This window comes from Streptomyces klenkii, from assembly GCF_003626645.1.
Classification (GTDB): domain Bacteria; phylum Actinomycetota; class Actinomycetes; order Streptomycetales; family Streptomycetaceae; genus Streptomyces; species Streptomyces klenkii.
The window spans coordinates 117,610-132,022 of the sequence record NZ_RBAM01000011.1 but is presented as its reverse complement, the minus strand read 5'-3'; the positions used below and the strand labels follow the sequence as shown (position 1 = coordinate 132,022).

13 protein-coding genes are annotated in these 14,413 nt (G+C 74.3%); 7 read left to right on the top strand and 6 right to left on the bottom strand.

All coding sequences use genetic code 11. The annotated features are described in order from the left end of the window. Positions 1 to 6 precede the first annotated feature (6 nt). From hmgA to D7231_RS25325, 4 genes are all read right to left on the bottom strand, one after another. A complete protein-coding gene (gene hmgA / locus D7231_RS25340; protein ID WP_120757845.1) occupies positions 7 to 1,350 on the bottom strand; it encodes a homogentisate 1,2-dioxygenase in 1,344 nt (447 codons plus the stop codon). 151 nt (positions 1,351 to 1,501) lie between these two features. After that, complete coding sequence (locus tag D7231_RS25335) at positions 1,502 to 2,119, bottom strand: TetR/AcrR family transcriptional regulator (protein ID WP_120757844.1); 618 nt, start codon at positions 2,117 to 2,119, stop codon at positions 1,502 to 1,504. A 162-nt stretch (positions 2,120 to 2,281) separates the two neighbouring features. After that, complete coding sequence (locus tag D7231_RS25330; protein ID WP_199739454.1) at positions 2,282 to 2,890, bottom strand: TetR/AcrR family transcriptional regulator; 609 nt, start codon at positions 2,888 to 2,890, stop codon at positions 2,282 to 2,284. Positions 2,891 to 2,892: 2 nt separating this feature from the next. Further along, positions 2,893 to 3,654: an SDR family oxidoreductase gene (locus tag D7231_RS25325; protein WP_120757842.1), complete on the bottom strand. Its 762-nt coding sequence runs from the start codon at positions 3,652 to 3,654 to the stop codon at positions 2,893 to 2,895. A 140-nt stretch (positions 3,655 to 3,794) separates the two neighbouring features. On the opposite strand from D7231_RS25325, the gene D7231_RS25320 reads away from it, so the two are divergent. From D7231_RS25320 to D7231_RS25300, 5 genes are all read left to right on the top strand, one after another. After that, positions 3,795 to 5,084 (top strand): exo-beta-N-acetylmuramidase NamZ family protein, encoded by a 1,290-nt coding sequence (locus D7231_RS25320; RefSeq protein WP_120757928.1) that lies wholly within the window; start codon positions 3,795 to 3,797, stop codon positions 5,082 to 5,084. 165 nt (positions 5,085 to 5,249) lie between these two features. After that, positions 5,250 to 6,620, top strand: a complete 1,371-nt coding sequence (locus tag D7231_RS25315) for an erythromycin esterase family protein (RefSeq protein WP_120757841.1) — start codon at positions 5,250 to 5,252, stop codon at positions 6,618 to 6,620. 138 nt (positions 6,621 to 6,758) lie between these two features. Further along, a complete protein-coding gene (locus D7231_RS25310; protein WP_120757927.1) occupies positions 6,759 to 8,069 on the top strand; it encodes a serine-threonine protein kinase in 1,311 nt (436 codons plus the stop codon). Between the two features lie 247 nt (positions 8,070 to 8,316). After that, positions 8,317 to 8,928, top strand: a complete 612-nt coding sequence (locus D7231_RS25305) for a hypothetical protein (protein ID WP_120757840.1) — start codon at positions 8,317 to 8,319, stop codon at positions 8,926 to 8,928. A 121-nt stretch (positions 8,929 to 9,049) separates the two neighbouring features. Continuing rightward, complete coding sequence (locus tag D7231_RS25300; RefSeq protein WP_120757839.1) at positions 9,050 to 10,492, top strand: amidase; 1,443 nt, start codon at positions 9,050 to 9,052, stop codon at positions 10,490 to 10,492. Positions 10,493 to 10,535: 43 nt separating this feature from the next. On the opposite strand, the gene soxR is transcribed toward D7231_RS25300, so the two are convergent. Then, positions 10,536 to 10,991: a redox-sensitive transcriptional activator SoxR gene (gene soxR / locus D7231_RS25295; protein ID WP_120757838.1), complete on the bottom strand. Its 456-nt coding sequence runs from the start codon at positions 10,989 to 10,991 to the stop codon at positions 10,536 to 10,538. Between the two features lie 189 nt (positions 10,992 to 11,180). Here soxR and D7231_RS25290 point away from each other — a divergent pair, with 189 nt between their 5' ends. Then, positions 11,181 to 12,599 (top strand): aldehyde dehydrogenase family protein, encoded by a 1,419-nt coding sequence (locus D7231_RS25290; RefSeq protein ID WP_120757837.1) that lies wholly within the window; start codon positions 11,181 to 11,183, stop codon positions 12,597 to 12,599. 63 nt (positions 12,600 to 12,662) lie between these two features. Then, complete coding sequence (locus D7231_RS25285; protein ID WP_120757836.1) at positions 12,663 to 13,760, top strand: Zn-dependent alcohol dehydrogenase; 1,098 nt, start codon at positions 12,663 to 12,665, stop codon at positions 13,758 to 13,760. A 136-nt stretch (positions 13,761 to 13,896) separates the two neighbouring features. Here D7231_RS25285 and D7231_RS25280 read toward each other — a convergent pair whose 3' ends face one another. Next, positions 13,897 to 14,409, bottom strand: a complete 513-nt coding sequence (locus D7231_RS25280; protein WP_120757835.1) for a DUF2165 domain-containing protein — start codon at positions 14,407 to 14,409, stop codon at positions 13,897 to 13,899. Positions 14,410 to 14,413: the final 4 nt, after the last annotated feature.

Genomic DNA, 14,413 nt, shown 5'->3' with positions numbered 1-14,413 from the left:
TGGGCGTCAGCGACGGAAGTGGCGCTGCAGACCCTGCCACACGCCGTCGTAGCCCGTCTGCAGGTGGTCGGCGGCGGCCGCCCGCGCGGTGAGCGTCACCGGCCAGCGCGTCTCGAACATGAAGGCCAGCCCGTCGTCCACCTTCTGCGGCTTCAGCTCGGCCGCGCTGGCCCGCTCGAAGGTGTCCCGGTCCGGCCCGTGCGCCGACATCATGTTGTGCAGCGACCCGCCGCCCGGCACGAAGCCGCCCTCGCCGGCGGTCTTCGCGTCGTACGCGCCCTCGATCAGGCCCATGTACTCGCTCATCACGTTCCGGTGGAAGTACGGCGGCCGGAAGGTGTCCTCGCCCACGAGCCAGCGCGGCGCGAAGACGACGAAGTCGACGCCCGCCAGGCCCGGGGTGTCCGACGGCGACGTGAGCACCGTGAAGATCGACGGGTCCGGGTGGTCGTAGCTGATCGAGCCGAGGACGTTGAAGCGGCGCAGGTCGTAGACGTACGGGACGAGGTTGCCGTGCCAGGCGACCACGTCCAGCGGCGAGTGGTCGTACGTCGCGGTCCAGAGGTTCCCGCAGAACTTGTTGACGACCTCGACGGGGCCCGCTGTGTTGTCGGAGTCTTCGTACGCTGCGACCGGCGCGAGGAAGTCCCGCGCGTTCGCCAGCCCGTTCGCGCCGATCGGCCCCAGCTCGGGGAGGACGAAGGGCTGCCCGTAGTTCTCGCAGACGTAGCCGCGGGCGGTGGCGTCCAGGAGCTCGACGCGGAAGCGCACCCCGCGCGGGATGAGCGCCACGTGCCCGGGCTCGGCGCGCAGCAGCCCGAACTCCGTCCGCAGCAGCAGCCCGCCGCGCTCGGGCACGATCAGCAGCTCGCCGTCGGCGTCGCTGAACACCCGGTCCGTCATGGAGGCGTTCGCGGCGTAGAGGTGGACGGCCATGCCGGTGCGCTGCGTGACGTCGCCGTTGCCGCCGAGCGTCCACAGGCCGGCGAGGAAGTCCGTGCCCGCGGCCGGCTCGGGCAGCGGGTTCCAGCGCAGCCGGTTGGGGTCGGGCACGGCGTCGGTGAACGGCGCGCTCGCCAGGTGACCGTTGCCGGTGCGGGTGAACTGCGGGTGCGCGGCCGAGGGCCGGATGCGGTAGAGCCACGACCGGCGGTTGCTGTGCCGGGGCTCGGTGAAGGCCGTGCCGCTCAGCTGCTCCGCGTACAGCCCGAGCGGGGCCCGCTGCGGGGAATTGCGCCCTTCCGGCAGCGCCCCCGGGACGGCCTCGCTGCTGTGCTCGTTGCCGAAACCGGCCGAGTAGGCGAGCCCCTCGGCGGTCTTCCGCGCCTGCTCGTTGCCCGTACCGCTCATCGCGTGCTCCCAGCGCTGATGGATTCCTATGGGAGACCGTAGGATTCCCGGCGGGGCGCGTCAATGGATCAGGGGCCGGCGTGTGAGTGGATCAGGGGCCGGCGTGTGAGTGGATCAGAGGCCGGTGTGTGAGGGGCTCGGGCCGGACGCGCTACGTCTTCGCGTACCCCACCATGCGCAGCGCCAGGTCCGCGTACAGCTCGCCCACCTCGTCCGGCGTGCGCTTGCCCTCCGCCTTGAACCAGCGGGCCACGTCGATGCACAGCGACAGCACGGCCAGCGTGGTCCCCGGGACGTCCGGGGTGTCGAACTCGCCCGCCGCCACGCCGTCCTCGACGATGGCGCGGACGGCGGCGTCGGTGTCCCGGCGCAGGGCGACGATCTCCGCGTAGTGCTCCTCGGCGAGCGCCCCCAGCTCGTACTGCACGACGCGCGCCGTCGTGTGGTGCTCGGCGTGCCAGCGGACGAAGGACCGCACGGCCTCGCAGAGCCGCTCGGCGGCGCTGCCGGCGGAGTCCCGCGCCCGGCGCAGGATGTCCAGGGCGAGCCGGTGGCCGACGATGCTGATGCGGTAGAGCAGCTCTTCCTTCGTCTTGTAGTGGATGTAGAGCGCGGCGGGGCTCATGCCGGCGCGGCCCGCGATGTCGCGGGTGGTGGTGGCGTGGTAGCCGCGCTCGGCGAAGGCCTCGACGGCGGCGGTCACCAGCCGCCGCGCGGCGTCGGGCGTGACGTCGGCCCACTGCCCGCCCTGCTGCCCCTCCGCACCCATCCCACGCCCCGCTCTCCCGGTCCGCCCCGGGCCCTGCGCCCGCGGAACGAACACCATACCCCGGGGTGAGCGGGCGCTTAGGGAGCCGGGGAGGAGCCCCGGCCGGCCCCGGCCACGGCTTTCCGGCCACCGGCCCCGGGCTTGCGGTCACCGGCTCCGGGCTTACGGCCGCAGCGCCCGCATCAGCAGATCGGCCAGGTGCCCGGCCACCTCCTGCGCGCTCAGCCTGCCCTCCGCGCGGTACCACGCGCCCAGGTGGTGCACCGAGCCGAAGTGGTAGTCGACCACCAGGTCGGCGGGGGTGGCCGTGGTGAACACGCCCGCGCGCTGGCCCTCCTCGACCAGGGCCCGGAAGCGCTCGTGGTAGCGGCGCCGCTCCGCCCGGACCTGCGCGAGCTTCTCGGGCCCCAGGTGGTGCATGGAGCGGCAGAAGATCGTCGTGTCGTCCAGGTTCTCGATGGTGGTGACCACGACGTCGGCGGCGGCCTCGCGCAGCCGCTCCTCGACGGGCGCCCGCGAGCCCGCGAGGGCGTCCAGCCGCTCCTGCTGGAGCCGCAGCACCCGCCCGTAGACCTCGTGCAGCAGGTCGTCCTTCGACCCGAAGTAGTGGTAGAGGGCGCCCTTCGTGACGCCCGCGGCCTCCACGATCTCCTGCACGGACGTGCGGTCGTAGCCCCGGTCGGCGAAGAGCCGGGTGGCGGCGGCCAGCAGCCGCTGCGGCACGGAGTCGCCGTCCGGCGCGGGCTTCGGGCTCGTCTGCGGGCTGTCCACCCTCACAGGTCCTCTTCCAGCTTGCGCTGGAGGTGGTTCATGCCGCGCAGCCAGCGGTCGGGGTCGGTCGCGCGGGCCGCGTAGTAGTCCGCGACCTCCGGGTGCGGCAGGATCAGGAAGCGGCCCGCGGCCATCCCGTCGAAGAGCGCGTCCGCCACCTGCGCGGGCTCGATCGCCGTGGGCACGAGGATCAGGTCACCGGCCGGACCCGTGCCGCGCAGCATGTCCGTCCGCACCCCCTGCGGGCAGATCGCGTGGACCTCGATGCCGCAGTGGCGGTAGGTGAGCGAGAGCCACTCGGCGAAGGCCAGGGCCGCGTGCTTGGAGACGCTGTACGGGGCCGAGCCGAGCATCGTCAGCAGCCCGGCCGCGGAGACCGTGGACACGAACCGGCCGCTCCCGCGGTCGAGCCACTCGGGCAGCAGCTTGCGCGCCGCGCGCACATGGGCCATCACATTGACGTCCCAGGCCGCGTCCCAGAGGTCCTCCTCGGCCTCGGGGCCGCCGGTGGGAGCGACCCCGGCGTTGGCGCAGTAGATGTCGACCCGGCCTCCGAGCGCCTCGCGCGCGGCCGCCACGACGTCGGAGGCGTCGCCGGGCACGGCCGTCGCGCCGATCTCCGCCGCGACCGCCTCGGCCTTGGCGGCGTCGAGGTCGTTGACCGCGACCCGCGCCCCCTCGGCCGCGAACCGGCGGGCGAGCGCGGCGCCGATGCCGCCTCCCGCCCCGGTGACGACGACTCCCGCGTCCCGCACGATGCCCACGCTCGGTCTCCCTCGGCTCGGCTGCACCGCGCAGACTAACCAGTCGGTATGTGCCGGGGGAAGAGGCCGGGAACGCGGTCCGGAGGCGCGCCCTCCGGCATTCTGCCCACCGGGCCGCCGGAGCGTTAGCGTGCATGACCATGCGGCACTCTTCCGGGGGACGCCCCCCGTACGCACGGCATGTGACGCGCCGCCAGGTGCTGGGAACGGCGGCCGCGGGCGCCCTCGCCGGCCCGGTCGCCGCACCGGACGCGCGGGCCGCGTCCGCCCCGCGCGTCCGCACCGGCTTCGACCGGCTGGCGGAGAGCGGCTACGCCCTCCTCGACGGGGACCGGATCGGCGTCGTCACCAACCCCACGGGCGTCACCACCGATCTCCGCCACGTCGTGGACGTCCTGCACGCCGACCGCCGCGTGGACCTCCGCGCGGTCTTCGGCCCCGAACACGGCTTCCGCGGCACGGCACAGGCCGGCGGCTCGGAGCCGACGGGTACGGACCCGGCGACCGGCCTGCCGGTCCACGACATCCACGGCAAGCGCGGCCGGGAGCTCGCGGACCTGTTCGTCCGGGCGGGCGTGGACACCGTCGTGTTCGACATCCAGGACGTGGGCGCGCGCTTCTACACGTACGTGTGGACGCTCTACGACTGCCTGATCGCCACGGCGCTCGCGGACCTGCGGACCGTCGTCCTGGACCGGCCCAATCCCATTACGGGCCGGGGCGCGCACGGCCCGGTCCTGGAGCGCCCGTTCGCGTCCGGCGTGGGCCGCGAGCTGGTCGCGCAGGCGCACGGCATGACCGCGGCCGAGCTGGCCCTGCTGTTCAACGCGGCGTACGTGCCGGCGGCGGCCGGGCGGCCCGCGCGGCTGGACACCGTGCCCATGAGCGGCTGGCGGCGCGGCGACCTCTTCGCGGACACCGGGCTGCCGTGGGTCCCGCCCAGCCCCAACATCCCCACGCCGGACACCGCGCTCGCCTACGCGGGCACCTGCCTGCTGGAGGGCACCACCCTCTCCGAAGGGCGCGGCACGACCCGCCCGTTCGAGCTCGTGGGCGCCGAGGGCATCGACCACCGCTGGGCAGCCGCCCTGAACGCGCTGGACCTGCCCGGCGTGCGCTTCCGTGAGGCGTACGCGGTGCCCGCGTTCTCCAAGTTCCAGGGCCGCACCATCGGCGGCGTACAACTGCACGTGCACGACCCCCGGGCCTTCGAACCCGTACGGGCGGGCATCGCGCTGCTCGTGACGGCCAAGCAGCTGTGGCCCGGCTTCGCGTGGCGCCCGGACCGGTGGATCGACCGGCTCGCAGGGACAGCTTCCGTCCGCACGATGACCGATGCGGGCGCGCCCGTGGACGACATCGTGGCGGCCTGGCAGCCCGGGCTGGAGGAGTTCCGGGCCCTGCGCGAGGAGCACCTGCTCTACGGCTGACCGCACGTACTTGCGCTACGGCTGACCGCTGCGACCGCCCGGGGGTTGTCCCCACCCCGCCCCGGGGGCGCCTCGGATGGTCCCGCGGCGGCGCGCCGGGAATCGTGGACCGCACACCGACGCACGGTCCGCCGACGAGCGGTCCAGCCACCGAGGAGTGCCCGCATGACCCCCCAGCGCCGGCGCACCGGCCTTCCCGCCGCCCTGCTGCTCACCCTGATCCTGTGCGCCCTCTCCTGGACGCCCGCCCTCGTGCAGCAGGCGCGGGCCCGCCCCGCGGATCCCGTGGCGGCCCTCGCCGCCGCCGCCCACCCCCTGCGCACCACCGAGCCGGGCGGCAGCGTCGCGGACCTGCGCCCGCTCGGCGCCATGGTCGGTGACGCCAAGGTCGTCGGCATCGGGGAGGCCACGCACAGCTCGCACGAGTTCTTCACCAACAAGCACCGCATCTTCCGCTACCTCGTGGAGGAGAAGGGCTTCACGGCCTTCGCCCTGGAGGCGAACTGGAGCGCGGGCCTGCGGATCAACGACTACGTGCTGCACGGCAAGGGCGACCTGCGGAAGATCATGCAGGAGGAGTTCCAGGACGCGTACCGCCTGTGGAACACCCGCGAGTACGTCGACCTGTTCACCTGGATGCGCGACTACAACGCCCACCACGCGCGCAAGGTGCAGTTCATAGGCAACGACGCCGCCTACGCGGGACCGGAGCTCTTCGACCGGGTCACCGGCTACGCCCGTGAGCACCACCCCGCGCTCCTGCCCCGCCTCGCCGAGCTCTACCGCGGGCAGCGCCCCGAGCCCGGCACGAGCGTCAGGGACACCATGCAGGCGCTGCTGAAGCAGCCGCTCGCCGAGCGGCGCGCGAACGCCGACCGGGCCCGGCAGGCCCTCGACCTGCTGGCCGGGCAGCACCCCGGCGGCGACCGCCGCGGCTTCGACCGCCGCGCCTTCGACAGCGCCGTGCAGGACGCGCGCGCCGTCTCCCAGGTCGCCGGGATGTACACCTACGACCTCGACGACCCCAAGGCCGTCGCCGACTGCATGCGCTACCGCGACCGGGTCATGGCCGACAACACCGTCTGGTGGCAGCGGCACACCGGCCAGAAGATCCTCCTGTCCGCGCACAATGCCCACGTCTCCTACGTGAGCGACAACCCGGCGCAGTACCCCAAGATGCAGGGCGCGTTCCTGCGCGACCGGCTCGGCAGCGCGTACGTCAACGTCCGGCTCACCTTCTCGGAGGGCTCCTTCAACACCGTCGACGACGAGGGGCGCACGAAGCCCGTCACGGTCGGCCCCGCCGCGCCCGGCAGCAACGAGCACACCCTCGACCAGGTGGCCCACCGCCCGGCCTGGCTGCTGGACATGCGCAACGCGCCCCGCGCCGCGAAGGACTGGCTGGCCGGCGCCCGGCCGACCCGCAACATCGGCACCGCCTACCCGGAGCCGGAGTACATGACCGCGCTCGGCCGCTCGTACGACCTCCTCATCCACGTCCACAGCATCCGGGCGGCCGAACTCCTGACCCCCTGACGATGCCCTGATCCGCGGTGCGCACGGTTCCAGGACACGGAAGCGTGAACAGCGTGACGGGAGCCTGGACAGTCCTCCCCGGCAGCGGGACGATGCGCCCGCATCGGGCCGCTGCCGAGGGGGAATGCCATGTCCGGCATGAGCGCGGAACCTTACTGGGAGCTCACCTTCGACGCCGACGGGGACCCCGACGCGGGCGAGCGCGACGCCCTGATACACGGCGCCGTGAGCGAGGGCCTCACCGACCTGGTGGTGTTCGCGCACGGGTGGAACAACGACAGGCCGATGGCCACAGGCCTCTACTCACGCTTCTACGCGCCCTTCCCGGGCCTGGTCGCCCGCGCGCCCGGCGTCCGCATGGGCTACGCGGGCGTGATCTGGCCGTCCATGCGCTTCCCCGGCGAGGCCGTCCCCGACTTCCCGTCCGCGGCCCCCGAGGCGCCGCCCGCCCCGCCCGCCCTCGACGCCGCCACCCGCGAGGCCCTGGTCAGGATCCTGCCGTGCGAGCGGGCCGTGATGGACCGGCTCGCGGAGCTGGCCGCGGAGCAGTCCGACGACCCCGCGCGCCTGGAGGAGTTCGTCTCCCTCGTCCGCGGACTCGGTCCCGCGCAGCCGCAGGGCCGCGCGGCGGGGGAGGCCGCCGAAGGGCCCGACGAGGGGGACGCCTCGTACCTGCTCACGGGCGACACCCGGCAGGTGTGCGAGAGCTTCGCCGCCGCCCTCGACAGGATGGGCGCGCTGCCGCCCGCCTTCCTCGGCGGAGCCCTGAAGCGGCTGTGGGGCGGCGCCCTCGAAGTGCTCCGGCAGATGTCGTACTACACGATGAAGCGGCGCGCGGGCGTCGTCGGCGAGAAGGGCCTCGGGCCCGCGCTCGCCCTGCTCGCCGAATCCGCCACCGGGCTGCGCGTCCACCTGGCCGGGCACAGCTTCGGCGCCCGCCTCGTGTCCTTCGCGCTGCGCGGCGTGCCCGACGGCGGCACCGCCCTGAGCAGCGTGACCCTCCTCCAGGGCGCCTTCTCGCACTACGCCTTCTCGTCCCGCCTGCCGTTCGACACCGGCCGCGGCGGGGCGCTCGACGGGCTGCACCGGCGGATCCGCGGACCGCTGGTGGCCTGCCACTCGCGCCACGACTCCGCGCTGGGCACCCTCTATCCCCTGGCGTCCATGACGTCCCGCGAGGACGACAGCGTTCTCGGCATCCTCGGCCTCGACGACGGCCGGTGGGGCGCCGTCGGCCACGACGGCATCCGGGCCGTGGACCCCTGCGCCCGGATCTCCCTCGACCAGGCGCTGCGCGGCGGCCTGCCCACCGAGGGGTGCGTGAGCGTGGACGCCTCGTCGGTCGTCGCCCGCGGCGGGCCCCCGTCGGGCGCCCACAGCGACATCTGCCACGAGGAACTGGCCCGCGTCATCCTTCACGCCGGCCGGGTCCTGCCGGCCGGGCAGTGAACCGGGCCGCCCGGCCGGGCCGAGTCGGCCGGGCCGATTGAACTGGGCCGATTGAACCGGTCCGACCGGACCGATCCGGCTGAAGCAGGTGGATGAACCGAGCCTGATGAACCCGTCCCCACATCCCGGCGCGACATCGGGGTAGCAGAGCGGAGTCGGCCGCACACCGCGGCCGAGGGATCCGAATGGCGATGAGTTACGTCCCTTCCATGTCGATCCGAGTCCGCGCTGTCGGAGGTGGGATGCAGTGGCAGGTTTCAGAGCACTCGCACGAGAGGTGCGCAATCCACGGAACACCATCGCCTTGCGGCGGACCTCCCTGCGCAAGTGCCTCGAACGCTTCGCCCCGTACGGGCACCGGGCGACCTGGCACCACCTGTGCGACCTGGCCGGGATCGCCCCGGCCGACCGGGCCCCCGACCCGGCCCGCCTGGTCGTCGCACTGGCCGAGCTGGAGGAGGCCCGCGCGGTCTGGCTCGCCTACGAGGCGTCCTTCGCCGACCGCCGCAAGCGGGAGAAGCACGACGGCATCCGGCAGCCCGCCGCCGTCGACGCATGGCACCGCAACACCTGGGGCGGCTGCGACATCGTGCCCTGCGTGAGCCCCGACGTCTACCCGGCCGAACGGCTCTCCGACGTGCTGCGCCGGGTGATCGCCGCCATGGAGGCCGAGCCCGGGAACGTCTGCCCCGTCTGCTCGCAGGACCGCCTGGAGTGGCGCCCCGACCTGGACCGCTGCCCCGCGCAGGGCCCCGTCTGCGCGGACTGCGGCATCGTCGTGCCCGCGCCCGTACTCACCGCGGGGGCGCTGGCGTCGGCCCGCCGCCGGGTGCTGGAGGACCGTTACGCGGCGGTGTGAGCGAGGCCGCGGCGGCAGGGAAGTGACCCGCAGGAGGCCGGGAAAGGGGGGTGTCCGCCGTCCGGTGGTGGTGCGAGGATGCAGCGCACGGCCCACCGGTGTGCGAGAAGAGGCGGACGGCATGGCGCAGTTGCACGATCTGACCGCGTTGGAGCAGGGGGCGGCGGTGCGGGCGGGGGAGGTCTCGCCCGTCGAGCTGACCGAGCACTACCTGGAGCGCATCGGACGGCTGGACGCCACCGTCGGGGCGTTCATCACCGTCACCCCCGAGACGGCGCGCAAGCAGGCGGCCGACGCCGAGAGCACGGCCTCGGCCGCCCGGCGCGAGGGCCGCGCGCTGCCGCCGCTGCACGGCGTGCCCGTGCCGGTCAAGGACCTCAGCCAGGTCGCCGGCGTGCGCTGCACGATGGGCTCGGCCGCGTACGCCCGGAACATTGCCACGATGGACGACCACGTCGTGGTGCGGCTGCGGGAGGCCGGCACGATCCTGCTGGGCAAGACCAGCACGCCCGAATTCGGCCTGTCCTCGCACACCGAGAACGCTCTCGCACCGCCCGCCCGCACCCCCTGGGACCTCGGCCGCTCGGCCGGCGGGTCGAGCGGCGGGGCGGCGGCCGCGGTCGCCGCGGGCCTCGCGCCGCTCGCGCACGGCAGCGACGGGGGCGGCTCCATCCGCATTCCTGCGTCCGCGTGCGGCCTGTTCGGCATCAAGCCCAGCCGCGGCCGGGTGAGCGGCGGCCCGCTCCTGCACGACGTGACCGGCCTGCTGACGCACGGGCCCCTCGCCCGTACGGTCGCGGACGCCGCCGCGCTCCTCGACGTCCTCGCGGGTCCGATGCCCGGCGACCCGTACGCCGCGCCCGCGCTCCCGCCCGGCGAGACCTTCGCGGAGCACGCCCGGCGCGCCCCGGGCCGGCTGCGCGTCGCCCACCTCACGGAGGCGCCCATTCCGGGAGTGGAGGTGCACCCCGGGTGCCGGCGCGCCGCGCAGGAGGCGGCGGACCTGCTGCGGGAGCTCGGCCACGACGTGGAGGAGCTGACGCTCCCCGCCGACGAGTCCCTCGCCCAGTGCTTCGTCACCGCCTGGGAGGTGATCGCGACGCTCCCGCCCCTGCCACCGGGCGGCGAGCAGCTCCTGCTGCCCCTCACCCGCCACCTGCGCGAGCGCGGCGCCCGCGTCACCGGTACGGAGTTCGCCGCCGCCCTCCGGCGGATGCACGGGGCCGCCCAGCTCGTCGACGACGTCCTGCAAGCGCCCGGCACCGGCTACGACGTGCTCCTGTCGCCCACCCTCGCCCGGCTCCCGCTGCCCGTCGGCGGGCTGCGCAACGACGACGACCCGGAGCAGGAGTTCAAGGACCTCGCCGCCTTCACGCCGTTCAGCCCGCTCTACAACGCGACCGGCCGGCCCGCCGTGAGCGTGCCGCTGCACTGGACGCCCGAGGGCCTGCCCGTCGGGATCATGCTCGGCGGCCGCTACGGCGACGAGGCCGGCCTCATCTCGCTCTCCGCCCAGCTGGAGGAGGCCCGGCCGTGGGCGGGGCGGCGGCCCGGCGTGTGGTGAGGGCGCGGGTGCCGCCGCGCCGCGGGCCGGGGAGCGCCGTTCGTCAGCGCTCGACCAGCAGGCGCGAGCCCGCGCCCCGCAGGCCGTTGCGGTCGTCGGGGTTGGACAGCGCGCAGGTGTCCAGCGACAGGCAGCCGCAGCCGATGCAGTCGTCCAGGTGGTCCCGCAGCCGGGTCAGCTGCTTGATGCGCTGCTCCAGCTCGCCGCGCCACGTCTCGGACAGCCGGGCCCAGTCCTCGTGGTTCGGGGTGCGCTCGTCCGGCAGCTCCGAGAGCGCCTCCCGGATCGTGGCCAGCGGGATGCCGACCCGCTGCGCGGCCCGGATGAAGGCGACGCGGCGCAGGGCGTCACGGTCGTAGCGCCGCTGGTTGCCGGAGGTGCGGCGGCTGCTGATCAGGCCCTTGGTCTCGTAGAAGTGCAGCGCCGAGACCGCCGCGCCGCTGCGCGCGGACAGCTGGCCTACGGTCAGTTCCTGGAGCGTGTACGAAATCTGCGGCACGACTAGACCTTACGTGACCGGTGGCTCCCGGCATTGAGACGACGGCCACACCGCCGCGTGGGGCGCACTCTGGTACGGCCGGTGCGCGCGGCGCTAGCGTGGGGCTTTCCGCAGTTGTCCAGTCAGCAGCTTTCCCGATCCGGGATCCGGAGCTTCCCCTCCGGTTCCGCTTTCGCGAGGAGACGACCCGTGAGCGCGCACGACGGCATGTACATCGACGGAGCCTGGCGCCCCGCCGAGGGCACCGGCACGATCGAGGTCGTGAACCCGGCCGACGAGCAGGTCGTCGGCACCGTCCCGGCCGGCGACGCCCGGGACGTCGACGCTGCCGTCCGGGCGGCTCGCGCGGCCCTGCCCGGCTGGGCGGCCACGCCGCCCGCGCGGCGCGGCGAGTACATCGCCGCCCTGCGCGACGCGCTCGCCGCCCGCCAGGACGAGATCGCCGCCACGATCACGGCCGAGCTCGGCTCGCCCAAGGGCTTCGCCCAGCGGGTCCAGACCGGGCTGCCGATCGCCGTCGCCGGCTCGTACGCCGAGCTCGCCGCGAGCCACCCCTTCGAGGAGCGGATCGGCAATTCGACCGTGCTCCACGAGCCCGTGGGCGTCGTCGCCGCCATCACGCCCTGGAACTACCCGCTCCACCAGGTCGTGAACAAGGTCGCGCCCGCGCTGGCCGCGGGCTGCACGATCGTCCTCAAGCCCGCCGAGGACACCCCGCTGACCGCGCAGCTCTTCGCCGAGTGCGTGGACGCGGCCGGGGTTCCCGCGGGCGTCTTCAACCTCGTCACCGGGCTCGGGTCGGTGGCCGGCCAGGCGCTCGCCGAGCACCCCGGCGTCGACCTCGTCTCCTTCACCGGCTCCACGGCCGTGGGCAAGCGGATCGGCGCGCTGGCCGGCGCGGCCGTCAAGCGCGTCGCCCTGGAGCTGGGCGGCAAGTCCGCCAGCGTCATCCTGCCCGGCGCCGACCTCGCCAAGGCCATTGCCGCGAACGTCGCCGACGTCTGCCGCAACACCGGCCAGTCCTGCAACGCCCTCACCCGTACGCTCGTCCACGCCGACGTCTACGAGGAGGCCGTCGCCCTCGCCGCCGCCGCGCTCGCGGACTTCGCGCCCGGCGACCCCGCGCAGGACGGCGTCCGGGTCGGCCCGCTCGTCAACGCCAAGCAGCACGCGCGCGTGTGCGCCTACATCGACAAGGGCGTCGAGGAGGGCGCGCGCCTCGTCGCCGGCGGCGCGACGCCCCCCGAGGGCCGCGACAAGGGCTACTACGTCACCCCGACCGTCTTCGCCGACGTCACGCCGGAGATGACCATCGCCCAGGAGGAGATCTTCGGCCCCGTGCTCTCCTTCATCAAGTACGAGGACGAGGACGAGGCCGCCCGCATCGCCAACGGCACGGTCTACGGCCTCGCCGCCGCGGTCTGGGCCGCCGACCAGGAGACGGCCGCCGCCTTCGCGCGCCGGCTGGACGCCGGCCAGGTGGAGATCAACGGCGGCGGGTTCAACATCCTGGCGCCCTTCGGCGGCTACAAGGAGTCCGGCGTCGGGCGCGAGCTGGGCGTCCACGGGCTGGGGGAGTACCTCCAGACGAAGTCGCTCCAGTTCTGACGCCCTCCGCCTGCGCACCGCATCGCCGTACTGCCGCACCGTCGCACCGTCGAGAGGAATGGCATGGTCCGCGCCGCCGTACTGCCCGCCGTGGGTGCTCCGCTCCGGATAGAGGAGATCGTCCTGCCCGCGCCCGGCCCCGGGCAGGTGCGGATCCGCCTCGCCGCCGCCGGGGTGTGCCACTCCGACCTCTCCCTGTCCAACGGCACGCTGCGCCAGCCCGTGCCCGCCGTCCTCGGGCACGAGGGCGCGGGCCGGGTCACCGCGGTCGGCGAAGGGGTCACGCACGTGGTGCCGGGCGACCTGGTCGTCCTCAACTGGGCGCCCTCCTGCGGCGGCTGCCACTTCTGCGGGCTCGGCGAGCCCTGGCTGTGCGCGGGCTCCGCCGCGGCCGCCGCCGTTCCGTACGCGAGCCTCGCCGCCGACGGCAGCGCGCTCTACCCGGGCCTCGGCACGGCCGTGTTCGCCGAGGAGACCGTCGTCCGCGCGGATGCGGCCATTCCGCTGCCGGAGGGGATCCCGCCGGTCGAAGCGGCCCTGCTGGGCTGCGCGGTGCTCACCGGCTACGGCGCGGTCCACCACTCCGCGCGGGTGCGCGCGGGCGAGTCCGTCGCGGTCTACGGCGTCGGCGGCGTCGGGCTGGCCACCTTGCAGTCCGCGCGGATCGCCGGCGCGGGCACCATCGTGGCCGTGGACGTCTCCCCGGAGAAGGAGGCGCTGGCCCGGGCCGCCGGCGCCACCCACTTCGTCGTCGCCGGCGCGGACACGGCCAAGGCGGTCCGCAAGCTCACCGGCGGCTGGGGCGCGGACGTCGCCATCGAGTGCGCGGGGCGGGCGGACGCGATCCGTACGGCCTGGTCGTCGACGCGCAAGGGCGGCCGGACGACGGTCGTCGGCATCGGCGGCATGGACCAGCAGGTCACGTTCTCCGCGCTGGAGCTCTTCTACTTCGGGCGCACGCTCTCGGGCTGCGTCTACGGCAACAGCGACCCGGCGAAGGACCTGCCCGTGATCGCCGAGCACGTGCGCGCGGGCCGCTTCGACCTGTCCGCCCTGGTGACGGCGCGGATCGGCCTCGACGGGATAGCGGACGCGTTCGAGGCGATGCTCGCGGGGCGGGGCGGGCGGTCGCTCGTGGTCTTCTCGGACGCGGGGGTGTAGGAGGAGGCTCCGGGCGCGCGTGCCCGGCCCTCGGAGGGCTCGGTCGTTAGCTCTCCGCGCGCCCGGGCCTCAGCGGAGGGCCGGGCTGTCAGCTCTCCGCGGCCCCGGGCCTCAGCTCTCCGAGTGCCTCCCCCAGCTACCGCTGGGAGGTGCCCCCAGGAGACGGCAGGTGGATCAGCACGAGCACGAACCCGGCCAGCACGAAATTCCGCTCCGCGGCCTGCAAGCCGTTCCACTTCTGGGACTGCCACATGGCGAACCACTCGCCGCCGATCGCGATGAAGCCCGCGCCGAACAGCAGCAGGACCATCACCAGCCCCAGCGTGCTCACCCGCCGCGCGCGCCGGAAGCCCGCGCCGCGGCCGGTGAAGCCGCGCACCCACAGGACCGTCGCGGCCACGAGCACGACCGCGGCCAGCGTCTCCCAGACGATGATCGCGAGGTAGGCGATGTCCTGGAGGGTACGGTCCGTGACGGCCCGCCACATCAGGTCGTCGTCCCGGAACGTCGTGTCCATCGCCAGGACATGCCGCACGAACTCCTGGTTCGTCCCGAAGTCGGTGATGTTGCCGAAGGCGACGAGCGCCATGTAGAGCGCGACGGTGCCGGTGAGTGCGGCAGCGGCGAACGGCAGACCTCCAAGCCGCATGGTG